Here is a 26,793-nt window from a genome sequence, read left to right on the forward strand (position 1 = left end):
GCAGACACATCAGCGACAGCATCCAGACCAGCACCCACAGACGCGCCCAGACCAGCAGACACATCAGCGGCAGCGGTCAGGCCGGTGCCCACGGTGGCGCCCAGGTCGACGGTCGTTTCCAGGCCGGTCTCGATGTCGGCGGCCGTGGTGACGGCTGCGGCGGTGGTGGCGGCTACCGAGGTGGTGGCGGCGGTGGTCACCGAGGCTGCGGCGGTGTTGAGGGCGGTGAGGGTGGAGGTGCAGTCGGTGGAGAGGGTGGCGGCGATGGTGGGGGCGGCGGCCGCGACCTCGGCGGGGGTGGCGTGGATGTCGGCTTCGCAGAGGACGTGGACGGGGTTGGCGCAATAGTTTGCTGCCGCTTGGGGATCGCGCAGCAGGTTCAGGATGAACTCGAGGATCGCGGTGGGGTTCATTCGGGTCAGCTCCTCCAGATCGGCGCAAGCGCTGCGATCCGTACTCGTCTGTCGGTGGGTGCTTTTCACGCTTGGCCATGCGAGTGTTCGGAAAGCTAGTCCGATTCCGCAACGAAATCGTTACCGATGAAGAGTGTGACCTTTTCGGAGCCGAAAAATCGGTGTCTCCTAAATATCGCGCCGCACCCAGGCGAGGTTGCCCGTGTCGTCGGCCATGGCGGCCAAGGCGGTGAGCAGACGATCCCATGTGCCGTCAGCCTGGTAGCGGCGCTGACGTTTCCAGACCGTCTGCCACGGACCGAATTCGGCGGGCAGATCACGCCACGCGATACCGGTACGCAGCCAGAACAGCATTCCCTCGACCACGAGACGGTTGTTGGCGAAGTCACGGCCCGCACGGCCCGCCGAGGTGGGCAGCAGCAATTCGAGCAGCGCCCATTGCGCGTCCGTCAATACCCGGACATGGTCGCCGATCGTCGTGGTCACGGCGGAATCATGCCGGATCGAGCAGCGACAAGCCCAATCGATCGGCGAAATGATTGGGAGACAGCATCAGCCCGGTAGCTGCGAGAGTGCTCCCTCGACACTGCGTACGGCGGTCAGGCACGCCTCGACTGTCGTCTTGTCGATGAGCGGATGCCGGGATCTGGTGCGCCACTTGCGCGCCGCGTCGAGGGCATGGGCGCGCATCGTCGACGGGTCGGCGTCGGCGGGTAGGCCCAGGCGCACGTGCGGGGCGACGCCGGCGCCGCCGACCAGGCGGAACAGTTCGGCGAGGTCGTCGGGCGGCAGCGGCAACTCGTCGGCGCGCAACCGGCCGAGCAGGCGCAACTCGGCGAAACCGTGCACGTCGGCGAGCAGGGTGCGCACGCGCGGCAGCAGTTCGTCGGCGGGGGTGCCGGGGTGGGCGGTGATGACCCGGTCGAGGGTGGTGAGCGCGGAATGGGCTTTGAGCTGCTCGGCGCGCTGGCCGAACTGCACATCGAGGACCCGGCGCAGTTCTTCGATGCCGCTGCGGGCGCTGAGCTCGGCCGACAGCGACGCCGCGTCGCGCACGCCGGTGCGCACCAACTCGGTGGCCATCCGCACACCGAACATGCCGAACCGGTCCAGCAATTGGGCGCGGACCAGCGGCGATACCGGGAGGTCGATATCGGGGCGCGAGAACCGGTCGGCCGAGAGCAGGGCCAGTTCAAGGGTGTCGGCAGGCAACCCGGCCAGGGCGGCGAACGCGGCGAACTCGGGCTGGGTGAGGGTGGCGGCGGCGAAAGCGAGCAGCCCCGCCACTGGGATCACCGCCTGGCACAACCCGGTGCGTTCCAGCTCGGTGGCGAATCTGGCGGCCACATCGCGCGCCGAATTGAGGGCATTGATGTGGCCCGCACTGATCTCGTCGGCCCGGGACACCACCCCGACCACACCGAGCGGACCGGCCGGACCGCCGGAGCCGATCTGCTCGAGGAAATGGACGTCGGTCGCGTCGAGGCGGCGCAGCAGGTAGACCACGGCGTCGGCGCCGGGGATGCGCAGGGCGTCGGGTTCGACATCGGCGGGGGTGAGCAGGCGCATGGTTCGCTCGGACACGTCGTGCGACAGCGACGACGTGCCCGGTGTGTCGATGATGGTGGTGCGCGTCAACTCGGCCGTCGGCCAGCGCACTTCCAGGTGGTCGACGGCGTGCGTGCCAGGCGCCTGCCAGCGCAGACCCGACAGCTCGAAGGTGAGACCGTGCGCCCCGGTCCCTCGGCGGACCGCCACGTTCGCCGACGCACCGTCGGCCGCGAACGCCGTCACCGTCGGGGTGGTTCCGCTGCGGTACCAGGTGACCACGCGGGTGCATTCCGTGGCGTCGGTGGGGGCGATGCTCTGCCCGACCAGGGCGTTGAGCAGCGTCGACTTGCCCGCCTTGATCGAACCGGCCAGCGCGATCCGCAACGGCTGACGCAACCGCTCGGCGCATTCGTCGATCAACTGCCGGGCGCCGGGGTCGCGCAGTTCCCGCGCGGCGGCCTCGACGAGCCGGTGCGCCTCGCCGGTCGTGGGTGCGGTGGGTGCGCCGCCGGGAAGCGGGGATTCGGGCCGATAGTGTCTCATCGGCGCGCGGCCTCCGCTTCGACCCACGCGGCGAGCATCATTCCTTCACTTAAACACACCCTCGCGCGCCGGAGCGAACACGGCGTTCACCGGCGTCCGTCCTCGGCGGGCACCGGCCGCACACCGGGTGACGGCGCCGAATACGAACGCTGCCTGCCCGGCGCCGAGGTGAGCTCGAGCATGCCGTCGGCGTAGCGGCGCAGCTCGGCGACCCGCACCAGCTGGTGTTCGAGCTCGCCGCGTCGGCCCGACCGGCTGTTCACCGCCGAATTCGCCGCATCCTGCGCGGCCTTCAGCGAGGCGTCGATCGAGCGCAGGCTGCGTTCGGCGACACCGGTGAAGTGGTCGCGCAGGGCCCGGTGGATGCGGTGCATGCGGTCCTTGGCCTCCTTGCCCGCCTGGAACGCCACATCGTCGACGAACCGCCGCACCGCCGCCTTGGCCTCGGCGCGTTTGCGGGCCAGGCGCAACTGTTTGTCGTCCTTGTAGGCCTTGCCGCCGACCAGCACACCCGCGCCGATCGACAAGGGATTCAGCAGGGCCAGACCGGCCAAGGTCGAAGCGAGACCGACCATCAGCACACCACCGTAAGAGCCACGCAAACCTACGAGAATCTTGCTGGTGACGCTGAGATCGGGTTCGAGACCGGCCAGAGTGCCCGCCGCCGCGCCCGTGCCCTCGGCGTCCATCGCGTTGTCCACATCGGGCAGGTCGACGGCGCTGGCCTTGCCGAAATGCTCGGCGACCCGCTCGGCCAGGGTTTCGGCCCTGGTGTGCGTCCACAGCAGGTTGTCGCCGAGGGCGGTGTCGACCGTGCCGGTGAGCCACTCGGCGATGGCCTGCCAGTGCCTGCCCGGATCGTGTTCGTCGATCCAGTCCTCGGCGGTGTGGGCCACCGCGCGCAGGCGTTCGCGCAGGTCGTGGTCGATATCGCTCATCAGGTCGGTGATGCCGTCCTGCAGCGTCTGCTGCCAGTAGCCGGAGCTGCGGCGCAGGTCCTCGGCGGCGGTGCGGGCGCGTTGCAGCTCGCGGATCGCGTCGTCGGAGCGTTCCGGGTCGCGCAGGGCGATCAGTTCGCTGCCGAGGACGAGAGCGAGATGTTCGGCCGCCGAATGCAGTTCCCGGGCCACCGCGGCCCTGGTCGACACCTGGTCGCGGGCGACGACCTGTTCCTTCAGGAACGCGAACAGCGCACCGAAACCGGACTCGCGACCGAGCTGGGCATTCTTGGTGCGCAACGCGTGCGCGCGCAGCAGCGACGACACCGGAAGCATCGGGATCTCGAGCCCCGACCGGGCGATATGCCCGCGATCGGCCTCGGCGACCTGACGCCAATGCGGATACATGTCCACCTTGGTGAGCAGCACCGCGACCGTCGGACACAGTTCCTTGACCTGCCGCAGGAACGACAGCTCGGGCTCGGTGAGTTCGGTGGAGGCATCGCTCAGCAGCAGCACCGCGTCGGCGGCCGGAACCATGCCGAGCACGGCCGCCGAATACGCACTGCTGTGGCCGCCGACGCCGGGGGTGTCGACCAGCACGATGCCCTCGCTGAGCAGCTGATTCGGCACCGCCGCCTCGATCCGCGCGATCTGGCGGCCCTGCGCGTACGGGCTGCGGGCGTCGAGGGAACCGATCTCGTCGAACGGCACCTCCACGCGGATGTCGTTCGCGCCCGGCGCGGTGAGCACCAGTTCGGCGCGCGGGACCGGACCGTATTCGAGTTGCAGGGGGATGGTCGTGGTCTGGTCGTCGCCGACCCGGCACACATCCAGCCCGAGCAACGCGTTGACGAACCGGCTCTTGCCCTGTTCCAGCTGACCGGTCACCACGATCCGCCTGCGCGGATCCCTGACCCGTTGCGCGACCGCCTCCAACCGGACGACCAGGTCGTCGCGGTCGGCGGCGCGCGCCGCCTCGATCGTGTCGCCGAGCACCGTCAGCAGCGGGGTGGCTGCCGACGGTGCGGCCGACGTCTTCGCCGGAGTCGTCACGACGATCCTCAGAGGAGGCCGCCGCCGAGGAGGCCACCGTCGTCGGCCTCCGGGGTGGTCGTGCTCGACGAGTCGCCCAGCAGGCCGGTGTCGGTCGCGCCCAGGCCCGGGCCGAAGGCGCCGCCCACATCCACGCTGTCCAGGGTCTCGGTGACACCGCCCGTGGCCGCCTCGGTGGTGTCGTAGACCCCGCCGGTCGCCGCCTCGGTGGTGTCGTACACCCCGCCGGTCGCCGCTCCGGTGGTGTCGTAGGCCCCGCCGGTCGCCGGCTCGGTGGTGCCCGAGGTATCCGGCGTGGTGGTTGGCATCGGGGTGTAGTCGTAGCCGGGGACCGGGGCTTCGACCACGTCGCCGACCGTCGAACCGACGCCGGTGAGGGTGTCGAACGGTTCGCCCGTGCCGACCACCTCGGTGGGCACGTCGCCCAGGAGGCCGCCGCCGGTGAGACCTTCCACCGCGCCGAAGCCGGTCTCCAGGCCCGAACCGACCAGGTTCCCGTCCTCGTACGGCATGGTGTGCATGGTCGGCAGCACCTCGTCGGCCAGGTCGCCTGCCACGTCGCCACCGGGGAGAACCTCGCCCGGGTCACCGCCGGGGAGTCCGCCGGGCGCGTCGTCACCGGGCAGGACACCGTCGAGCAGGCCGGCACCGGTCGCGTCGCCGGTGATCGCGTCGGTCACCGCGTCGAGGGGGCCGAAGCCGGTCTCCAGGCCGGTGCCCGAGGGGTTCGGTTCACCGGGTGCGATGCCGGTGAGGCCCGCGTTGCCGAAGGTGTTGCCCAGGTCGAAGCCGAGATCGTCGTCGCTGAGGCCGGCCAGGCCCGCGGTCGAGGCCGCCGCGCCGGTGAACGCGCTGGCCGCGTTCGCCGCCGACGCCGCACCGTCCGAGGCCGCCGAGGTGGCGTTGCTGTACGGCGAGGAGTTCGTCGAACCGGTGTTCTCGTGGGTGCTGCCGGTCAGACCGCTGCTGAACAGGCCAGCCACCGCGGTCGGGTTCAGCACGTCGGTCATGCCGTTCATGACGCCGCCGACACTGTCGACATTGCCGCCGACACCGGTGATGTCCTCGAAGTTCGAGCCGTTGATCAGGCCGTCGACCAGGTCGTTGCCGATCGGGCTCTGGTCGATCGCGGCGCCGATGCCGTTCGCGGTGATGTCCTGGAAGGCCGCGCCGTTGAGGACATCGACCACACCGTCGTCGACCGCGTCGTTGAGAATCGGGCTCTCGTCGATTGCCGCACCGATGCCGTTCGCGGTGATGTCCTCGAAGTTCGCGGCGCCGAGGAGGCCGCCTTCGCCGCCGAGGAGACCGGAGGCGACGCCGCCGTCGACCACGTCGTTGAGGATCGGCACGTTCGACTCGTCGATCGCGGCACCGATGCCATTCGCGGTGATGTCGTTGAAGTTCGCGTTGCCGAGCAGGCCGCCCGCCACTCCACCGTCGAGGGTGTCGCTGAGGATGCCGTCGTCGACCACATCGTTGAGGACGTTCGACTCGTCGATCGCGGCACCGATGCCGTTGGTGGTGATGTCCTCGAACACCGCGCCGTTGAGGATGCCATCGTCCACTCCGGTCGCGCCGCCGTCGACCAGATCGCCGACGCCGGTGACGTCGCCGGTGTTGGTGACTCCACCGAGCAGGCCACCGTCGCCGCCGCCGAGCAGGCCGCCGTTGAGGACGCCGCCCGCTCCGGCCAGGCCACCGTCACCGTTGAGAATGCCGCCCATGTCGTCGACATTGCCGCCGATGCCGGTGATGTCCTCGACGTTCACGTTGTTGAGGATCGCGCTCTCGTCGATCGCCGCGCCGATGCCGTTGATGGTGGTGTCCTCGGCGCCGCCGAACAGGCCGCCGTCGCCGCCCGCTGCCAGCAGGTCGTTGCCGACGCCTGCCGCGCCGAGCAGGCCACCGTCGCCGTTGAGGACGCCGCCCGCACCGGCCAGGCCGCCGTCACCGTTGAGGACGCCGCCGGTGCCGAGCAGGCCGCCGTCGCCGTCGCCGGTCACCGCGCCGACGATGCCGCCGACCACGTTGCCGTTGCCGATCCCGCCGCCCGCTGCCAGGTCGTTGAGGACCGAGCTCTCGTCGATCGCCGCGCCGATGCCGCTGGTGGTGATGTCTTCGAAGGTGTTGCCGGACAGGATGCCGCCGTCGACCACATCGGACACGTCGTCCACCGCGGCGCCGACGCCGTTGGCGGTGATGTCTTCGAATGTGTTGCCGTTGAAGACGCCGCCCGCACCGGCGAGGCCACCGTCACCGTTCAGAACACCACCGGCCACACCGGCCACGCCGCCGTCGACCACGTCGTTGAGGACCGAGCTCTCGTCGATCGCGGCACCGATGCCGTTGGTGGTGATGTCGGTGAAGTCGGCGAAATCGGTGACGTCGTTGCCGCTGAGCAGACCGCCCGCGCCGGCCAGTCCGCCGTCGCCGTTCAGAAGGCCGCCTGCCACACCGGCGACACCGCCGTCGAACACGTCGTTCACGTCCACCGCGTCGGTGACATCATGGGCACCGATTCCGGTGAGGTCGCCGCCGACCAGGCCCTCGCCGAGAGCACCGGCCAGCGCGCCGTTGCCGAGGCCGCCGAAGTTGTTCAGCGATTCGTCGACCTGGCCGCCGATGCCCTGGATCTGCACGTCTTCCCAGTTGTCAGCGATGCCGCCGAAGTTGTCGCCGATGCCGTTCACATCGTTGAGGCCCGCACCGAAAATGTTGTTCTCGCCGCCGATATTGATGTCACCCATGTCACTCACATCCCCAATTCCAAGGTCAAGGTCGCCTACCACACCGGTCACGTCGCCGACCGCGCCGACAACTCCGGTCACATCTCCCGCGATGTCACCGAAGACGCCGGTCACATCACCACCGATATCGCCGACGTCGACCGAGCCGGTCACGTCGCCGATCGTGTTCGCCAGATCCAGATCACCGATCAGTCCGGTCGCGCCGGTGATGTCACCGAACGAGCCGGTAACATCGCCGACCACCTCGCCGACGACGCCGCTCACGCCGACGCCGGTGAGGTCACCGACCGAGCCGATCAGGTCGCCACCGACACCGGTGAAGGTGCCGATCAGGTCGCCTGTGAAGGCGGCCACGTCACCGGCGATACCGGTGAAGTCTCCGAAGAAGGCGGTGAGGTCGCCGACCGAGCCGGTCAGGTCACCGCCGATGCCGGTCAGGTCGGCGACGAAGCCGGTGACGTCGCCACCGAAGCCGGTGAGGTCGCCGAAGGAGCCGGTCACGTCGCCGAACACATCGGACAGGTTGCCGCCGATGCCGGTGATGTCGCCCGCGACGCCGGTCAGGTCGCCTGCCACGCCGGTCAGGTCACCCGCCACGCCGGTCAGGTCACCCGCCACGCCGGTCAGGTCACCCGCCACGCCGGTCAGGTCACCCGCCACGCCGGTCAGGTCACCCGCGACACCGGTGAGCGAGCCCGTGATGTCGCCGATCGAACCGCCGATGCCGGTAAGCGAGCCGGTGACGTCGCCGATCGAACCGCCGAAACCTCCGACCGAGCCGACCAGGTCGCCGCCGATGCTCACCACGTCACCGCCGATTCCGACCACGTCGCCGAAGCTGCCGGTGATGCCCTCGACCGTGTTGTTCCAGTCACCGGACACGTTCACCAGTTCGCTCACCACGCCGCTGCCGAAGCCGGTGATCACGAGGGCGTTGTCGCTCAGGCCGGCGATCATGGCGGACCAATCGCCCGACACGCCGGTCACGTCGCCGAAGACGTCGCTCACGTTCAGGTTCTCGAACGCGCCGGACAGGTCACCGAACGAGCCGCCGATATCACCGATCATGTTCGACCAGTCACCGAACACATTCGTGATGTCGCTGAACGAGTCGGTGATGCTCACCAAGTCGCCGACCCAGGTGACGTCACCGATCGCGCCGCTACCTCCACCGCCGCCTCCGCCGCCATTGCCGCTGAGGATGTCGCCGATCGTGCCCGAGATGTCGTTACCGCTCAAAGGTCCGGTCATGTCGCCCACCGTGCTGGTCAGGTCACCGGCGATGCCGGTCACGTCGATGTCGGTCAGGTTGGCGACGAGTTCGTTGTCGACGATGTCGCCCGTGATGTCGCCTGTGTCGATGAAGTCGGTGACGGAGCCGACGTTTGTGAGGCCGCCGGTCACGTCGCCGACGAGGTTGCCGTCGATCAGATCGCCGGTGATGTCACCGATGGAGCCGACGTCGGTCAGATCGCTGACGAGGTTGCCGACAAGGTTGCCGTCGATCAGGTCGCCGGTCACGTCACCGTTGATGAGGCCGCCGGTCACGTCGCCGACATTGCCGACGTCGGTCAGGTCACCGACGATGCCTGCGATATTGCCGACGTCGGTGAAGTCGTTGTCGACCAGATCGCCGGTAACGTCGCCGATGGAGCCGACGTCGGTGAGATCGCCGACGATTCCGCCGTCCACCAGGTCGCCCGTTATGTCGCCGACGCCGTTGAGATCGCCCGCGACTCCCGTCAGATCTCCGACGACGCCGCCGTCTACCAAGTCACCCGTGATGTCGCCGATGCCGTTCAGGTCACCCGTGACCCCGGTCAAGTCACCGACCAGACCGCCGTCGATGAGATCGCCCGTCACGTCACCGTTGATGAGTCCGCCGGTGACGTCGCCGATGGAGCCTACGTTCGTCAGGTCACCGACCAGGCCGCCATCGACGAGGTCGCCGGTGATGTTGCCGACGTCGGTCAGATCGCCGACGAGGCCGCCGTCCACCAGGTCCCCAGCGATGTCGCCGACCGAGCCGTCCACGAGGTCGCCTGTCACATCGCCGATCGAGCCGACACCGGTGAGGTCGCCTGCGACGCCGGTCAGGTCGCCGACCAGATCACCGTCCACCAGGTCCCCAGTGATGTCGCCGACCGAGCCGTCCACGAGGTCGCCTGTCACATCGCCGATCGAGCCGTCCACGAGGTCGCCTGTGACGCCGGTGATGTCACCGGAATTGTCGAACAGGTCGCCGGCCATGCCTGCCAGGTCGAAGTTTCCGATGAGGTCGCCGGTGCCCACGTCGCCCGCGATGCCGGTGACCGCGGCGGCCAGACCGGTGAGGCCGATCAGGTTGGCCACGTCGCCGTTGTTGGTCACGTTGCCCACATTGTCGACGAGGTCGCCGGTGACGTCGTTGTCGGTGATGCCACTGAGCACATCACCGTTCACCACATCGGCGACGATGTCGTTGTCGGTGACGTCGCCGTTCACCACGCCGCCCGCAGCGCCGGTGATGTCGCTGAGCACGTCCCCGTTGACCACGCCGCCGGTGACGGCCGAAAGATCGTTGAGGAAGTCGCCGGTGATGTCGTTGCCGGTGACGTCACCGACGATGTCCCCGTTGAGGATTCCACCGGCGACACCGGTCAGATCACCATCGACCAGATCACCTGTCACATCGCCGACGAGATCGCCGTTCACGAGACCAGCGGTGAGATCACCTGCGACACCGGTGATATCGCCACCGGTGATGTCACCAACGAAGTCGCCGTTCACGAGTCCGCCTGCGACACCGGAGATGTCGTTATCGGAGATCGAGCCGACCAGGCCGCCGATATCGCCGGAGTTGTCGAGAAGGTCGCCGGTGATGTCGCCATTGACGATGCCGCCGGCGATTCCGGTGAGACCGCCATCGATGAGATCGCCGGTCACATCGCCGTCCACCAGGTCGCCGATCACGTCACCGTTCACCAGGCCTGCGGTGAGATCGCCTGCGACACCGGTCAGGTCGCCGGAATTGTCGAGGAGGTCGCCGGTGATGTCACCGTTGACGAGCCCGCCGGTCAGGTCACCTGCCACACCGGTCAGGTCGCCGGTGTTGCCGGTGACGTCGCCGACCGAACCGATGAGGCCACCGATATCGCCCGTGTTGTCGATGAGATCGCTTGCTGCACCGGTGAAGTCGCCGTCGATTAAGTCGCCGGTGACATCGCCGCTGACGAGTCCGCCGGTGATGTCGCCGACCACGCCACCGATGGCGCCCGAGTTGTCGAAGAGATCGCCGGTGATATCGCCGGTGTTGCCCACCAGGCCGCCTGCCACGCCGGTCAGATCACCTGTCACGTCGCCTGCGCCGGTGATGTCGCCGACGGAGCCGACGAGGCCGCCGATATCGTCGCTGTTGTCGATGAGGTCTCCGGTGAGATTGCCTGCGACACCGGCAATGTCGCCGTTCACCAGACCCGCGGTGAGGTCGTCCGCAACGCCGGTCAGGTCGCCGTTCACCAAGCCTGCGGTGAGGTCACCCGCCACTCCCGTGAGATCGCCGTTCACCAGGCCCGCGGTGAGGTCGCCCGCCACACCGGTCAGGTCGCCGTTCACCAAACCTCCTGCGATACCGGTGATGTCACCGTTGTTGGTGAGGTCGTTCAGTACTCCGCCCGAGTTGTCGAGCAGGTCGCCCGCGACGCCGGTCAGGTCACCGCTGTTGCCGGTGATGTCACCGACCAGTTCGCCGGTGTTGGTGATGTCGCCGATCGTGCCCGAGTTGTCGACCAGCTCGCCGACCACGGTTCCCGAGTTGTCGATGATGTCGCCGGTGATGTCGCCGTTCACCAGGCCGCCCGCGATGCCCGTCAGATCTCCGCTGTTGCCGGTGATGTCACCCACTACGTCTCCGGTGTTGTTCACGAGCCCTCCCGCTACCCCGGCGATATCGCCGTTGTTGGTGACGTCGCCTACCGAGCCGATGAGGCCTCCGATGTCACCCGAATTGGTGATGTCGCCGACCACGCCTCCGATGTCCCCCGTGTTGTCCAGCAGGTCGCCCGTGAGGTCGCCACTGTTGCCGGTGATGTCACCGACCGAACCGATCACGCCGCCGATGTCGCCGTTGTTGGTGACGTCGCTGAGCACATCGCCGTTGACGAGGCCGCCGGCTACACCGGTCAGGTCGCCCGCCACACCGGTCACGTCCACCAGGTCACCGGTGATGTCGCTGATATTGCCGACGTCCGTCAGGTCGCCGACGGTGCCGTCGATCAGATCGCCGGTCACATCGCCGTTCACGAGGCTGCCGATCAGATCGCCCGCCACGCCCGTGATGTCGCCGTCGATGAGATCACCGGTGATATCGCTGATATTGCCGACGTTGGTGAGGTCGCCGACAGTTCCGTCCACCAGATCACCGGTCACGTCACCGTTGACGAGCCCGCTTGCCACGCCGGTGACGTCGCCGACGATGTCGCCGGAGTTGTCGAGCAGGTCGCCGGTGATATCGCCACTGTTGCCGACCGTGCCGATCACATCGCCTACGACTCCAGTCAGGTCGCCGCTGTTGCCGATGTCGCCGACCGAACCGACGAGGTCGCCCGCGACGCCGCTGATATCGCCGGCGTTGTTGACCAGCCCGCCCGTGACTCCGGTGATCGTGCCCGTGTTGTCGATGAGGTCACCGGTCACGTCACCGTTGACGAGGCCACCGGTGACGTCGCCGACCGTGCCGTCGATCAGATCGCCGGTCACATCGCCGTTGACGAGGCCGCCCGTGATGTCCCCGGTGTTGTCGACGAGGTCACCGGTCACATCGCTGTTGACGAGTCCGCCTGCCACGCCGGTGATGTCGCCGATATCGCCCGTGCCGGTCAGGTCACCCGCGATGGCCGTCACGTCCCCGGCAAGGTCGCCGCCGATGCCGGTCACGTCGCCGATACCGCCGAGATCACCCGCGATACCGGTCAGGTCGCCTGCGACGCCGGTGAGGTCACCGGAGTTGCTGAGCAGGTCACCCGCGACACCACTCACATCACCGACTGTGTTGGTCAGGTCGCCCGAGTTGCCGGTGAGGTCGCTGAGCAAGTCGCCGCCGACACCCGTCACGTCACCGATCGGACCGACCGTGCCGGTCAGGTCGCCTGCCACGCCGGTCAGGTCACCCGCGATGCCGGTGAGATTACCGGTGTTGTTGATCAGGCCGCCCGCGACGCCGCTGACGTCACCGACCGTGCCGGTCAGATCGCCCGTGTTGCCGGTCAAGTCACCCGCGATACTGGTGAGATCGCCCGCCACGCCGGTCGAATCGCCAGCCACACCGCTGATATCTCCGACCGTGTTGGTGATATCGCCTGCGTTCTCGACGAGGCCACCCGCGATTCCGGTGATATCACCCGAGTTGCCGGTGAGGTCGCTGAGCAGGTCGCCGCCGACACCGGTGACATCACCGATCGAACCGACTGTTTGCGTCAGGTCGCCCGCAACACCGGTGAGGTCGCCGGAGTTACCCGTCAGGTCACCCGCGATGCCCGTGAGATCGCCCGTTACGCCGGTGATGTCGCCGATGGAGCCGATATTGCCGGTGACGTCGCTGATCGTGTTGGTGACGTCGCCTGCCACGCCCGTCACGTCACCGATGGACCCGACGGTTTGAGTGAGGTTCCCGGCGACGCCGGTCACGTCGCTGATGTTGCCGACCGTCTGAGTGAGGCCACCCGCGACCCCGGTCAGATCGCCCACGGTGTTGGTCACGTCGCCTACAGAGCCGACCGCGTTGGTCACGTCACCGACCGTGTTGGTCCAGTCGCCCACGGACCCAACGGTTCCGGTCACGTCGCCGACAGTCTGGGTAAGGTCGCCCGCGACACCCGTCACGTCACCCACCGAGCCGACGGTGTTGGTCAGGTCGCCCGCCACACCGGTCAGGTCGCCCGCCACACCGGTCAGATCGCCCGCGACGCCAGTGACATCGCTGATGTTTCCGACGGTCTGCGTCAGATCTCCGGCCACCCCGGACACATCCCCGGCGATTCCGGTCACGTCGCCGACGGAACCGACTGTTTGGGTCAGGTCACCCGCGACACCGCTGACATCACCCACAGTGTTCGTGAGATCGCCTGCCACACCGGTCACATCGCCGATGGACTGGGTGAGGTTGCCGACCGTGTTGGTCCAGTCGCCGACGGAACCGACCGTATTGGTGAGGTCACCGGCCACTCCAGTCACGTCGCCGACTGAGCCGACCATGTCGCCCGCCACCCCGGTAACCGAGTTGGTGAGGTCACCAGCGACCCCGGTCACGTCGCTGATATTGCCGACAGTGTTGGTCACGTCGCCGAAGGTGTTGGCGAGGTCGCCTGCCACGCCGGACACATCACCCGCGACGCCGGTCAGATCGCCGACGGCGTTCGTCACGTCACCGACCGAGCCGACGGTGTTGGTCAGATCTCCTGCGACACCGGTGAAGTCGCCCGCGACGCCGGTCAAATCACCCGCGATGCCGGTTGCGTCGCCGACAGACTGAGTGAGATCGCCTGCTACACCGGAAGTGTCGCCTACCGAGTTGGTCAGACCGCCCGCCACACCGGACACGTCGCCGACGGTCTGCGTCAGATCGCCCGCCACGCCCGTGATGTCGCCGACGGCGCCGACAGTGCCGGTCACGTCGCTGAGGAGATCCCCGCCCACTCCTGTGATGTCACCGATCGTGTTGGTCCAATCACCCACGGAAGCAATGGCGTTGGTGAGGTCGCCCGCGACACCGGTGATATCACCGGTCATCCCGGTTACGTCACCGACGGTGTTGGTCAAATCGCCTGCGACACCGGAGATGTCACCGGCCACGCCGGACACGTCGCCTGCCACGCCGGTCAGATCGCCGACGGTATTCGTGAGATCGCCCGACGCGCCCGAGATGTCACCGGCCACGCCGCTGACATCACCGACGGTCTGGGTGAGGTCGCCCGCCACGCCGGAGACGTCGCCGATCGTGTTGGTGACGTCGCTGATGGAGCCGACGGTGCCGAGGAGGTCACCACCGACGCCGGTCACATCACCGATGCCGCCCGTGATGCCGGAGACGTCGCCGATCGAATTCGTCACGTCACCAGTCACACCGGCGATATCACCCGCGACGCCGGCGATATCGCCCGAGTTGTTGAGCAGATCGCCCGCTACACCGGTGATGTCGCTGATGTTGCCGACGGCCTGGGTCACATCACCCACCGAGCCGACTGTGTTCGTGAGATCGCCTGCCACACCTGTGAAGTCGCCCGCGATACCGGTCAGATCGCCCGCTACCCCGGTCACGTCGCCAACGGATTGAGTGAAGTCTCCCGCTACGCCGGTGAGGTTGTTGGCCACATCGCCCACCGAACCGACGGTATTCGTGAGATCGCCGGCGACCCCGCTCACGTCGCCCGCCGCACCGGAGACATCGCCCGCGACGCCAGTCAGGTCGCCCGCGACACCGGTCACGTCACTGATCGAGCCCACCGTGTTGGTGAGGTCGCCGGCCACGCCGGTGATGTCGCTGATCGAACCGACCGTGTTGGTCAGGTCGCCGCCGACGCTGCCGATATCTCCGACCACGTTCGTCAGGTCACCGACCGAGCCGATGGTGTTGGTGAGATCGCCTGCGACACCGCTCACGTCGCCCGCGACGCCGGACACATCGACCGAACCGATCAGGTCACCGCCGACCACGTCACCGACGACATTGCTGATCGAACCGATGTCGCCCGCGACGCCGGTCACGTCGCCTGCGATGCCGGATACGCCGCTGACGGAACCGACGAGATCGCCCGCGACACCGGTGACGTCACCGACGGAGCCGACGGTGTTCGTCATGTCGCCGAAGGTATTGGTGAGGTCGCCCGCTACCCCGGATACATCGCCGCCGACGATATCGCCGACCACATTGCTGACCGAACCGATATCGCCAGCCGTGCCGATGACATCGCCGGCCACGCCGCTCACGTCACCCGCGATACCGGAAACGTCGCCGACCGAACCGATTACGTCGCCCGCAACACCGGAGACATCGCCACCGACGAGGTCGCCCGCGACGCCGCTTACGTCGCCCACGGAGCCGACCGTGTTGGTCACGTCGCCGAAGGTGTTGGTGAGGTCGCCTGCTACGCCGGTCACCTCGCCGACCGAACCCGCGATGCCGGTGATATCGCCGACGGAGCCGAGGACGTCGCCGCCGACCGAACCCACATCGCCGATCACATTGCTCACGGAACCGATGTCGCCGGCCGTGCCGATGATATCGCCCGTGACGCCGGATACATCGCCGACGGAGCCGATGTCGCCGACGGTTTGGGTGAGATCGCCGGCCACACCGGTGACTTCGCTGATCGAACCGAGGTCTCCACCGACCGCGGTCAGATCGCCAACGGTGTTGGTGACTTCGCTGATCGAACCGAGATCTCCACCGACCGCGGTCAGATCGCCAACGGTGTTGGTGACCTCGCTGACCGAACCGACTTCGCTGATCGTGTTGGTGACGTCGCCCGCCACTCCGGATACATCACCGACCGACTGCGTGACATCGCCGACGGTGCCGATGCCGCCGTCGAGAACGTCGCCGCCAGAGCCGATGTCGCCGACCGAACCCAGCACATCGCCGCCGACGACATTGCCGACGACGTTGGTGACGTCACCTACGGAACCCACCGAACCGAGGACGTCCCCGTCGACCACGTTGCCCACGACATTGGTTACGTCCCCACCTACGACATCCCCCACCACGCTGCTCACATCACCGATGGAGCCCACATCCCCACCGACGCTGCCGATATCGGAGAGCACGTCGCCCACCGACCCACCGACCCCGGTGACATCACCGACAGACCCGATGTTCTGGGCGACATCACCGACGGATCCGACAACGCTGCCGATATTGCCGACCCCGGTCAGGTCCCCGACAACGTTGCTCACGTTGCCGACCCCACCGACAACCTCACTCACATCACCGATCGACCCGACGACATTGCTCACATCACCCACAGACCCCGCACCGTTCAACACATCCCCCACCGTGTTGCTCACCTCGCTGACCGAGCCCACCTCGTTCAGCACCTCCGACACCGAGCCCACATTCGTGACATCACCGAGCACGTCACCCACAGACCCGTTGAGCACGTCCCCGACGTTCGACCCGTTCAGCACCTCGCTGACCCCACCGATGGTCACGTCGTTGAGCACCTCGCTCAGGTTCTGTTCGCCCACAACCTGATTCACCACGTTGCTCACATCGCCGACCGAGCCGGAGCCGTTGAGCACGTTCCCGACCACATCACCGGTCGTCACATCACCGAGGATGTCTCCGACGGAACCCACGTTGGTGACACCGCCGAGTACATCCCCCACCACATTGCTCACATCACCCACGGAACCGATTCCGCTGATATCCCCGACGGACCCGATCCCCACATTGTTGAGCGCGGAAAGGAAATTGCCGATGGCCAGCTCCTCGAGCACATGACCCACGTCGCCGATATCACTGAAATCGTTGAAGACATTGCTGATCGGGCTGATGCCGTTGAGGACGCCGCTCACGCCGCCGAGCGAACCGGAGACCACCGTGACGGGGGCGCTGAGGTTGCCGAGGAAGGCGTCACCGATCTGTACGGCGTTGAAGGCGTCGGTCATCTCGGTGGCGATGTGGGCAGCTTGGTTGAGCGCGTTGATACCGGTGATGTCACCGAGAGTGCTGCCGATATCGCCGATGTTCGCACCGCTGGCCAGGTTGGTGACGTCCCCAACCGTGTTGCCGCTCAGCAGATCTCCGATGTTGGCACCGCTGATGAGGTTGGTGACGTCGCCGATCGTGTTGCCGCCGCCGATCACATCGCCGATTCCGGTGACGCCACCGAGGTTTCCGACGGTGTTGGTCACGTCGCCGAGACCGCTGATGTCGCCGACCGAGTTGGTCAGGTTGCCCACGTTGTTGAGCGTGTCGCCGAGGCTGCCGATATTGCTCAGCACGTCGCCCACGGTGCCGATATTCGCGATATCGCCGAGATTCACGCCGCCCAGATTGGTCCCGTTGAGCACGTTGCTGAGCGGATTGCCATTGAGCACATTGCTCACGGGATTGTTGAGCACATCGCCGGTGAGAATGTCGGGGCTGAAGATCTCGTTGTCCCCGTTGCCCTGGTTATTCGTCGTGTTGCCACTGTTGGTGTTAGTGGTGTTGCCACTGTTGTTGTTGGTGGTATTACCGCCGGTACCTCCACCAGGTCCACCGGGCCCGCCAGGTCCACCGGGCCCTCCGGGTCCACCCGGCCAACCGCCGGGTCCCCCGGGTCCGCCCGGCCCCCCGGGTCCACCGGGCCGGCCACCCCCACCACCGCCGGGCCCACCGGGCCCACCGGGCCCACCGTGACCCCCGCCCCCATGACCACCACGACCACCGGGCCCGAACCCACCCTGTCCCGGCCCGAACCAACGACCCGGCCCGAAGAACATCGACGGCCCGGCCCCGGCACCATAGAACCCGGCACCATGACCACCGCCCCCGAACCCATGACCTCCCCCACCGCCGCACCCGACGATGCCCCGCAACGGCGCACTCCCCGCATCGCACACACCGCGCGCCACCATCGGCGCGCAGGCGGCGATGTATTCGGGAGTCGCGCACAGCTGCGCCTCCTCGATGACCTTGTCCGGCGCGTTGCAGTACGCCGCCGCGGCCTTAGGATCGCGCAGCAAATCGAGAATGAACTGCAGGATCGCGTTCTCCAAGGGTGTGGTCATCGGAATCAGCTCCTCCGGGATCGGCAAGATGTTTCGAAGCTATGGCCGATGGGCACCCCCTCGTAACGGGGCAAATCCCTATTCATCGCATGGGGTGCCCGTTAGGGGATCGAGGGCCGTTAGGGGATCGGCCCCGTTATCGGCGCGTGCACCGGTAACAGCAGACCGTCAGCAACCGACAATCGGGATAGCTCTCTCGATGATCTCCGTCGCTCACGTATCTGCAGAGGTTCCCCATGACAGACCGTCTCGCGCTCGGCGTCACCGTCGGTGCATCCCGTTCAGTTGCCGTAGCGACGGCGATCGACGGCGGTGAACCGGTCGCGGTCGTGCGGCGACCCAGTGCAGTAGAAGTAGCCACGGCCGGTCCGGCGGTGGTGATCGAGGGCTTCCTGGCCCGGGTCGGCGATCCGGTGCGCATGCTCGCCGAGGACGGTTCGTCGCATGTCGCCGCCGATCTGGTGGCCGCAGCGACCACTCAGCTGATCGACGAGGTCCGCGACCGAGTCGAGGGCGAGCCGACGGTGGTGTCCTGCCACCCCGGATGGTGGACCGATGACCAAGTGCAAGCGGTGCGTTCGTCTCTGGACAACGCGGGCGCCGACGCGGTGGTACTCGTCCCGGAACCAGTCGCGGTGGTCCGCCGCTACGAGGTCGAGCGCGGACTGTTCGACGAGGGTGCGGTGGTTGTGTACGACCTCGGCGCGAGCGGCCTGACCGTCTCGGTGGTCCGCACCGGGGAGCAGTCGGGCCTGCTGGCCACCCCGTTGCACGACACGGAGATCGCCGGCTCGGAATTCGATTTGCTGACAATGCGCTACGTGCTGTCGCACGCGTTGGGCGACCGGGAATTCGACCCGTTCGATCCGGCCGTGGAAACCGAACTCGCGGCCCTGCGCGAACGCGCACGCCTCGCCAGAGAAGAACTGTCACTCGACACCGCGACCGTGGTGGAGGTCGGCGCCCTCGGCGACGCCGCGACCGTTCGCCTCGTCCGCCACGAACTCGAGGATCTGCTGCGCGGCTCGGTGCAGGCTTCCCTGGCCCTGGTGCGCGAGGCCGTCGAGCGCGCGGGCGTCCGGCTCGGCGACATCACCGCCGTCCTGCTGACCGGCGGCGGCGCGCAGATGCCCCTGGTCGCGGAACTGGTGTCCGCGGAGTTCGCGCTGCCCGTCGTCGCGTGTGCCGACCCGGCCACCGCGAGCGCGGCGGGCGCGGCCGAGCTGGCCGCCGATCTGCGGGCGGCGGAATCCACTCCGCTCGTCCTTCCTCTCGAGGAGGTCGACGCGCCGACGGACATCGCCCCGGTCTCACTCGCGAAAGCCCTGCCGGTCGTCGACGACGAAGCCCCGGCGAAGAAGGTCGTCACCGGCAAACGCCTGGCGGTCGTCGGCGCGGCAGTCGCCGTCTTCGGCGCGCTCACCGCGGGAACGCTGGCCATGTCTCCCCAGTTCGTGACGCCGAGCAAGCCGGACGCGTCCACGGTGAACCCCACCGAGAACGCGCCGAAGAACAACGGCCCCGGACAGGCGGTCGCACCGATCGCCACGTTCGACGCGGACGGCAAGCCGGTGGTCGGAACGCCGACCGTCGACGCGAACGGTCAGCCGGTCCCGGGCGCTCCCCTGCTCGACTCGACGGGTCAGCCGATCCCCGGCACCGTCACCCCGGCCGCACCGGTGAACTCCGCCGGCGGCACACCACAGCCGGGCGGCACTGCCCAGTCCCCGGCAACGCAGCAGCAGGTCCAGTCCGGTGGCGGAGCCCCAGCTCCGCAGCAACCCGCACCGCAACAGCCCGCGCCCCAGCAGCCGGCACCGCAGCAACCGGCACCCCAGCAGCCCGCTCCCCAACAGCCCGCCCCACAGCAACCGGCGCCCTACACCCCGCCGGTCCCCCAGGCTCCGAACGTGCCGAATGTCGGCGCGGTACCCGGCCAGGTGCTCGACGGCGCGGGCGAGGTGGTCGAAGGCACCGTCGGCGGCGTCACGAAACTCCCCGGTGAACTACTCGGAGGCGGCAATTGAGCCCCATCGCGCTCGACACAGTCCCGCACGCCCGTGAGATTCTGCGAGCGGTAGACGCTGCCGACGACCAGCCGGTGGTGCTGTTGCTGACGGGTCGCTCCGGCACCGGCAAGTCGATATTGCTCGACGCTGTACGCCGTCGGCTGCGCGGCCGGGGTGTCACCGTGATCGGCCGGGCCCCCGAGCCCACCGACAACGGCGCCGTCGTGATCGCCGACGACCTGCACGACATGACGTCCGCCCAACTCGAAGCCTTGCGCACCGAGGTGGAATCGGGCGCCCGCTCCCTGATCTGCGCCACTCAGCCGCGCCCCCAGCATCCCGAACTGCGCGCCCTGTGCGACGCGGTCGGCAGGCAGGGCCGCCTGATCGAGATCCGCGCATTAGGTTGCGGTGAGATCGGTTCCTTCGCCCGCGAACTCGGGGTGTCGGTGCCGCGTCCGCTGGTCAACCACATCCACACCAGGACCGCGGGCATCCACGGCGGTGTCGTCGCGGCACTGCGGGCGGCGGGTCAGGCCAAGCTCGACGCCGGCCTGCCCGCCGTCGACGCGGCCCTGTCCGCTTGGGCCCGTGCACAATTGGCGGGTTTCGATCCACCATTGCTCGACACCCTCGTCGTGGCGGCGACGGGAACCGGTCTCGACGCCGGTGAGCTCGCCGAGGTGCTCGGGGTGGAATTGCCTGTCGCCCATGACCTGTTGGCGCGAGCGCGGGCGAGCGCACTGGTCACCGATGCCGACCTGTTGCTGAGCGCGGCCGTGCCGCAACTGCGGCTGCTGCTCGGTGATCGCCGCTTCGTCGCCGTGCAGCGCAGGCTCCTCGACACCCGGCTCGAGGCGGGCCTGCTGCGCGACCACACCGGCCTGCTGCTGGCCGAGTCCGGTGTGCGCGACCAGCGCCTCGCCGAATTCCTCTGCGCGGCAGCCCGACAGCAGCGTCCCGACGCCGCCCGCTACTACGCGGCAGCCGTCGCGGCGGGCACCGATCCGCGTCGCGTCACCCTCGCCTGGGCCGAGGCCGCCGCGAAGGCAGGCGACGACGACACCGCCCTCCGCCTGGCCGAACCCCTGCTCGACGGAACCGATGTCGACACCGCCGAACTCGCGGCCGCCGTCCGCGTCTGCGCGAGCGTGCTCACCCGGCGAGGCCTGGTCAGCCGGGCCGCCACCCTCTACCGCTGGCTCGGCCCGAACCGGGTCGGCGCCGACTGGGCGGTCGCGGCGACCGTGCACGCCCTGGCCGGTGACAGCGCCGCCGCCGCGGAGGCCGCGGCCGACGCCGAACACTGGCCGCCCACCCAGGCAGGTGCCGGCGCCCGGCTGATCGCGAACGCCCTGCTCACCTCCCTCGACCCGCACGGCGCGGCCACCGCGGCCGCGATCTCGGCGCTGGTCCAGGCCGCGCGGACCAACGGAACCGGCACCACCCCGTGCAGCGCGGTGACCGTCGGCGCCCTGCTCAGCCTGAGCGCGGGCGAACCACGCCGCGCCGACGACGCGATCCGGGCCGCCGACGGCGAGGGCAAACAGCTCGGTGTGCTCGCGGCCTGGACCGCGCTGCGCATCGGTGACGAATGCAAGGCCGCCGAGACCATGACCGGCATCGACATCGCGTCCCTTGCCCCGCGCGACCGCCTGCTCGCACACGCCCTGGCGGTCGGCCTGGCCCGCCGCAGCGGTGACGCGCAGGCACTGCATGCCGCGTGGACCGCCGCCTTCCCGCTGTTCGACGAGGTCGACGTCGACCTGCTGAGCCTGCTACCGATCGGCGAATTGTGGTTGGCCGGAATCCAATTGCGCGACGAGGGCCGCATCCAGCCCCTCGTCGAGGCCGCCACCGCACTGTTGCGCCGGCTCGGCCGCGCACCCGCTTGGACCAACGCCTTCCACTGGTACGGGGTGCAGGCGGCGATCGCCAAGTCCTCGCCCCAGCAGTTGCTGCCGCACGCGCACGCACTGAAGAACGCCGCCGCCGACGGCGACCCGCACGCCGCCGTCCTTGCCGACGCGGGCCGAACCTGGTTGCTCGTGCTGCGCGGTCAGGTCGACCTGGCCGCCGTGCACAGCGCGGTCCTCGCCCTGGCCCACCAGGGCCACACCTTCGACGGCGCCCGCCTCGCAGGCGACACCGCGCGCGTGATCGACGACCCCGCCGCCGCGAGCGCCCTGCTGAAGCTGGCCCGTTCGGTGCGCATCCCCGCCCGCCTCGAGGCACCCAAGACCGGCGACGAATCCTCGGCGGCTCCCCAGCCCGCGATCGAGCAGCGCGCGCTCAGCGATCGTGAACGCGAGGTCGCCGAGCTGGTGCTACTCGGTCTCACCTACCGGGAGATCGGCGCACGGCTGTACATTTCCGCCAAGACCGTGGAGCATCACGTGGCGCGTATCCGACGCCGGATAGGCGCACGTTCACGGTCGGAATTATTGTCGATGCTGCGCGCGATGGGACACGGCTCACTCCTGGTGTGACCGCCGGACTCGCCGCCCAACACCACGGACGTCGAAGCGAGGTAACCGGATGGCCACTGGAGTCGGCTTGCGTATCGCCGACGACGAGTGTGTCGCCGCGGTGGTCACCGACGACGGGGCGAAGCATTTCGTCGAGCGGTCGTCGGTGCTGCACATGTCCGACGACGGCGACGCGGCCCTCGGCGACGCACCGCTGTCCGGGAAGGCGCACGCGATCTCCGGTTTCGTCCGGGCGATCGGCGATCCGGCCGGTGTCGATGTCGACGGCGGCGAGGCCTATCGGGCCGAGGATCTGCTGGCCACGGCCATGTTCTGCCTCATCGATCTCACCACCGAGCATCTGAGCGGCCCGGCCGAGTTCTACGCGACGCATCCGGCGCAGTGGTCGCCGGAGGTGGTGCGCGGCGTCCGTGAGGCGCTGGACTATCTGGGTCTGAAATCGGTGGCGTTGCTCGGTGAGGACGAGCTGCCCCAGCCCGCCGAGGGCGCCGATCAGGGGAAGGCGTTCGCGTCATCGGCCGCCGAGGCCGCGCTGGTCGCGGTGCTGGCGACCCCGGCCGGTGCGACACCGCCGGATCCGATCGTCACCGAGAACTCCCTGGTGAAGACCGATGTGATGCCCGCTGTGGAGCCGCCTGTGGTGGTGGCGCAGGCGTATTCGGCGGCGCTGCCGGTACAGCATCCGACCAAGGCGATGGCCGTCACCGTGCCTGCGCCCGCCCCGGCTCCCACGCCCGCTCCGGCGCGGAACAAGACGCCGCTGTTGATCGCCGGGGCCGCGCTGATCGGCCTGGTGCTCGGTGGCATCGCCGTGTCGGTGCTGCTGCGCGGTACCGAGCCGACCGAGCCGCCGACCATCTCGGACGCGCACTCGGAGACGACCCAGCAGCCGGCTCCCACTCCCGTAGTCGCTCCGCCGCCGCCGGAGACGACCACCGAGGAACCTGTCGTCACGACCACCCCGGAACCGACGACGACCACCGAGGCGCCGACCACCACCGAAGCTCCGACCACAACCACGCCGTCACCGACGACAACCACGCCGACGACGACGCCCGGCCGCACCACGACCACCCGGCCGTTCCCGTTCCAGCCCCGCGAGCCCGGTGAGCTTCCGCCGCCGCTCGAGATCCCCGGCTGGCGCAAAACCGAAGCTGGTAGCGGGTAACCGCACCCCATCGCCGGGCGTGCCTTAGAGTGATGCGCTGACCGACATACCCGCCGCCGGCGGTGGCCTCGGTCACTCGTTCGGTGACGAAGGGATTTCATGCGCAAGTTGGTGGCGCGTCGCGCCGCGGTCAAGGCAGCCTCCGCCGGGTTCGCCGCGACCGTTCTTCTCGCCCCTCTGCTCGGCTCCGGTGTCGCTAACGCGCAACCCGCTGCGCCGCAGCAGCTTTCGGCTGACGCCCTACCCGCCGAACTGGTGACAGCCATCTCGCGCGACCTCGGGATGTCCCCGAACGAATACCTCGATCGCGCCGCGCGCGCCCAGGAACTGCGCGCCTACGCCGCCGACTTCCGCGCCGAGAACCCCGACACCTTCGCCGGTGCCTGGCTCACGCCCGAGGGCAAAGCCGTTGTCGCGGTGACCGATGCCGAGACCGGCCGCCTGGCCGCCGCGGACGGCTACCAGACCCATCTCGCCCCGATCTCGGCGAGCGGCCTGGAAGGCGCTCTGTTGCAACTGAGTCAGTGGATCTCGACGCTGCCGCGCGAGATCTCCGCGCCGATCAGCTCGATCGCCATCGACGTGCTCAACAGCCAGATCGTTATGAGCGTCGCCAATTCCAGCACCGGCCACCTGCTGAACCTGCCGACCTTGATCGCCACCATCAAGGTGGTCATCACGCCGGGCGGCGGTGGCGAGGTGGTGAACCGGCCGATGGGCGGCGACACCTACATCACCGCCGCCAAGGACCTGCACGACGCCGACCTGCGCGGTGTCGACGTGTGCTCGTTCGGTTTCAACAGCACCGACGCGGCGGGCAACGCGCTGAACATCTCTGCGGGCCACTGCAATCCGAATGTCGACCACGGCACACCCGCCGCGGTGTACGTGCCGAACGTGCGCGACATCCCCAACAGTCCCGAGGTCGGCCAGTTCGCCATGTCCGTGCTCGGCGGGCCGGGTGCGCTCGACTACTCGGTCATCAAGCTCAACGAGCGTGCGGTGAACGCGGGCATGGACCAGGCCCGGGTGCGTGGCGCCAACGGCACCACCCTCGCCATCACCGGCACCGCCGATCCGGTGACCGGTGCGCCGGTCTGCAAAACTGGTCAATCGTCCACTTTCACCTGTGGTTTCGTCTCGGCCGATCACGTGGAGACCCAGCTGTTCACCGCGGAGGGTGTCAGCAAGACGATCCGTGGTTTCGCCACCAGCGCCTGCACCCTCGGTGGTGACAGCGGCGGCGCGATCGTGTCGGGCACTCTCGCGCTCGGCATCACCAGCGGCTCCAATGCCGCCGAGGCGCCCAACTGCACCGAGGCCAACACCCAGCTCGCGCCCTTCGGCGGCACCGCGACCCTCGGTGTGCCGATCCGGCCCATCCTGGCCGACATCGAGGCCAATTCCGGTGGCGGTCTGGGCAGCGGAATCATGGTGCGTACCAACCCCAACGCGGGTTAGTACCGGACGAATCACCGAACGGACCGGGTGAGTGAAATCTCTTGCCCGGTCCGAGTAGGCATAACCGGTCCGAGCCCATATAGTTCGATCATGCTCCTGCCACGTATGGGTCGCGCCCCCCTCGCACGAAGCTCGAGACGAGCTCGCAAGTCCGTGATCGCCGCTTCCGCGGCGATTCTGCTGTTCGGCCCCACGATGGCAGTCGCCGACGCCGAACCCGCGGTCGATCTGCCTGCCCAGCTGATCGAGGCCGTGAGCCGTGACCTGAAGCTCTCCCCGCAGGAATACCTGCGCCGTGCCGACGAGGCCCAGCAGGTCGCCGCGTTCGCCACCACCGCCCAGCGTCAGTTCCCGCAGGTGTTCGCCGGTTCCTGGCTCAACGACCAGGGCAACGCCGTCGTCGCGCTGGCCCAGGGCCCCGGCGCCGACGAGGCCCGTGCCGCCGCCGAATCGGCCGGTTTCGAGGTCCGCAACGTCGCCAAGAGCGAATCCATGCTGCGCGGTGAGAAGACCGCGTTCGAGAACTGGCTGGCCGCCGCGCCGCCGGAGATCGCCAACCTCGTTCGCGGCGTCGTCATCGACACCGTCAACAACGCGATCGCCGTGCGCGTCGAGCAGGCCGGGCTGCCCCTGCCCAGCTTCATCGACCCGGCCCGCGTCGTCGTCACCGCGCCGCCGGTGGCCGGTGAGAAGGTCGACCTGGAAGCCACTCCCGTGGCGGGCAACGGCACCGGCCCGATCGCCGGTGGCGAGGGCTACGCCGCCATCGCGGGCAACAGCTCGCTGCGCTGCTCTTTCGGCTTCAACGGCACCGACCGCTCCGGCAACGTCGTGAACATCTCCGCCGGCCACTGCAACCCCGACCTCGAGTCGGCGGGCACCGGTTCCGCCGCCGCCGTGTACGAGATGAACGGTGACCGTGCAGGCGCCCAGCTCGGCACCTTCCAGAAGTCGATCCTCGGCGAGCAGGACTACTCGATCATCCGCGTGAACGACAACGCGCGCGCCCGCTTCGAGAACAACCTCGTCACCGTCCCCGGCGCGGCACCCATCGCCGTCGACGGCGTCGGCGTGCCGGTCGTCGGCGCCCCCGTGTGCAAGTCCGGTTCGCGGACCGGGTTCAGCTGCGGCATCGTCAACGGTGTCGACCAGACCGTGCAGGTCGGCGATCGTCAGCTCACCCAGAGCTTCTCCGCCAACATCTGCGCGCTCCCCGGCGATTCCGGCGGTGCCATTGTCACCGGCCGCATGGCCCTCGGCATCTCCAGCGCCTCGTCGGTCGCCGACTACCCGATCTGCGAAATCCCCAACATCATCGGCGCCATCACCGGCGACACCCCCCAGCTCTTCGCGCAGCCGCTGAGCGTGGTCCTGTCGGACAACCCCGGCCTGGCGGTTCGCACGAACTGATGCCCGGGCGGGCAGTGAGCATGCCCTGAACGACGGTGGAGGCCGGTAGCGCTAGAGCTACCGGCCTTTGCCGTTTCTGGGTGGTCGCTGTGTGGCGGGTTCCAGCCGTGTGGAACTGCCTTGGTGCCTTGTGCACCACAAAGGTGTTGGGCTGTATTTTTGGAGCGCTGGCGCGCTCGAGCGCGGCCCCTGGAGGGCCGCGAGTTAGCCACCGTTGCTCGCGCTGCGCGCATGCGCAACGGCGGCTAACTCGCGG

The 26,793-nt window shown here is 68.5% G+C and carries 9 protein-coding genes and 1 pseudogene; 5 read left to right on the forward strand and 5 right to left on the reverse strand.

The features are described from left to right. The 5 genes and pseudogenes from AB0I19_RS19485 to AB0I19_RS19505 form a co-directional block, all read right to left on the reverse strand. Positions 1 to 413: IniB N-terminal domain-containing protein (locus AB0I19_RS19485; RefSeq protein ID WP_357150406.1), on the reverse strand; the 413-nt coding region annotated here is incomplete at its 3' end. A 231-nt stretch (positions 414 to 644) separates the two neighbouring features. Beyond that, a pseudogene (locus AB0I19_RS19490) lies at positions 645 to 899 on the reverse strand (transposase); the annotation flags it as partial. A 66-nt stretch (positions 900 to 965) separates the two neighbouring features. Beyond that, on the reverse strand, positions 966 to 2,507 hold the full coding sequence (locus AB0I19_RS19495; RefSeq protein ID WP_357150407.1) for a dynamin family protein: 1,542 nt from the start codon (positions 2,505 to 2,507) through the stop codon (positions 966 to 968). An 86-nt stretch (positions 2,508 to 2,593) separates the two neighbouring features. Beyond that, on the reverse strand, positions 2,594 to 4,501 hold the full coding sequence (locus AB0I19_RS19500) for a dynamin family protein (RefSeq protein ID WP_357150408.1): 1,908 nt from the start codon (positions 4,499 to 4,501) through the stop codon (positions 2,594 to 2,596). 8 nt (positions 4,502 to 4,509) lie between these two features. Next, complete coding sequence (locus tag AB0I19_RS19505) at positions 4,510 to 18,000, reverse strand: hypothetical protein (RefSeq protein ID WP_357150409.1); 13,491 nt, start codon at positions 17,998 to 18,000, stop codon at positions 4,510 to 4,512. 236 nt (positions 18,001 to 18,236) lie between these two features. On the opposite strand from AB0I19_RS19505, the gene AB0I19_RS19510 reads away from it, so the two are divergent. The 5 genes from AB0I19_RS19510 to AB0I19_RS19530 all read left to right on the forward strand — a co-directional run bounded on the left by AB0I19_RS19510 (position 18,237) and on the right by AB0I19_RS19530 (position 26,537). After that, complete coding sequence (locus AB0I19_RS19510; RefSeq protein ID WP_357150410.1) at positions 18,237 to 20,027, forward strand: Hsp70 family protein; 1,791 nt, start codon at positions 18,237 to 18,239, stop codon at positions 20,025 to 20,027. After that, positions 20,024 to 22,498: a LuxR C-terminal-related transcriptional regulator gene (locus AB0I19_RS19515; protein WP_357150411.1), complete on the forward strand. Its 2,475-nt coding sequence runs from the start codon at positions 20,024 to 20,026 to the stop codon at positions 22,496 to 22,498. The genes AB0I19_RS19510 and AB0I19_RS19515 overlap by 4 nt, the downstream gene beginning before the upstream one ends. A 49-nt stretch (positions 22,499 to 22,547) precedes the next feature. After that, positions 22,548 to 23,666, forward strand: a complete 1,119-nt coding sequence (locus AB0I19_RS19520; RefSeq protein WP_357150412.1) for a hypothetical protein — start codon at positions 22,548 to 22,550, stop codon at positions 23,664 to 23,666. Between the two features lie 99 nt (positions 23,667 to 23,765). Continuing rightward, positions 23,766 to 25,127, forward strand: coding sequence for a S1 family peptidase (locus AB0I19_RS19525; protein WP_357150413.1), 1,362 nt, complete (start codon positions 23,766 to 23,768; stop codon positions 25,125 to 25,127). 153 nt (positions 25,128 to 25,280) lie between these two features. After that, complete coding sequence (locus tag AB0I19_RS19530) at positions 25,281 to 26,537, forward strand: S1 family peptidase (protein WP_245655466.1); 1,257 nt, start codon at positions 25,281 to 25,283, stop codon at positions 26,535 to 26,537. Positions 26,538 to 26,793 lie beyond the last annotated feature (256 nt).

Origin of the sequence: Nocardia sp. NPDC050413 (assembly GCF_040655475.1) — a bacterium.
Taxonomy (GTDB): Bacteria; Actinomycetota; Actinomycetes; order Mycobacteriales; family Mycobacteriaceae; genus Nocardia; species Nocardia coubleae.

What these genes read in the sequence shown, in the direction of transcription:
- AB0I19_RS19495 (WP_357150407.1), bottom strand. Translation starts at nt 2,507, where the DNA reads ATGAGACACTATCGGCCCGAATCCCCGCTTCCCGGCGGCGCACCCACC.
- AB0I19_RS19505 (WP_357150409.1), bottom strand. Translation starts at nt 18,000, where the DNA reads ATGACCACACCCTTGGAGAACGCGATCCTGCAGTTCATTCTCGATTTG.
- AB0I19_RS19510 (WP_357150410.1), top strand. Translation starts at nt 18,237, where the DNA reads ATGACAGACCGTCTCGCGCTCGGCGTCACCGTCGGTGCATCCCGTTCA.
- AB0I19_RS19520 (WP_357150412.1), top strand. Translation starts at nt 22,548, where the DNA reads ATGGCCACTGGAGTCGGCTTGCGTATCGCCGACGACGAGTGTGTCGCC.
- AB0I19_RS19525 (WP_357150413.1), top strand. Translation starts at nt 23,766, where the DNA reads ATGCGCAAGTTGGTGGCGCGTCGCGCCGCGGTCAAGGCAGCCTCCGCC.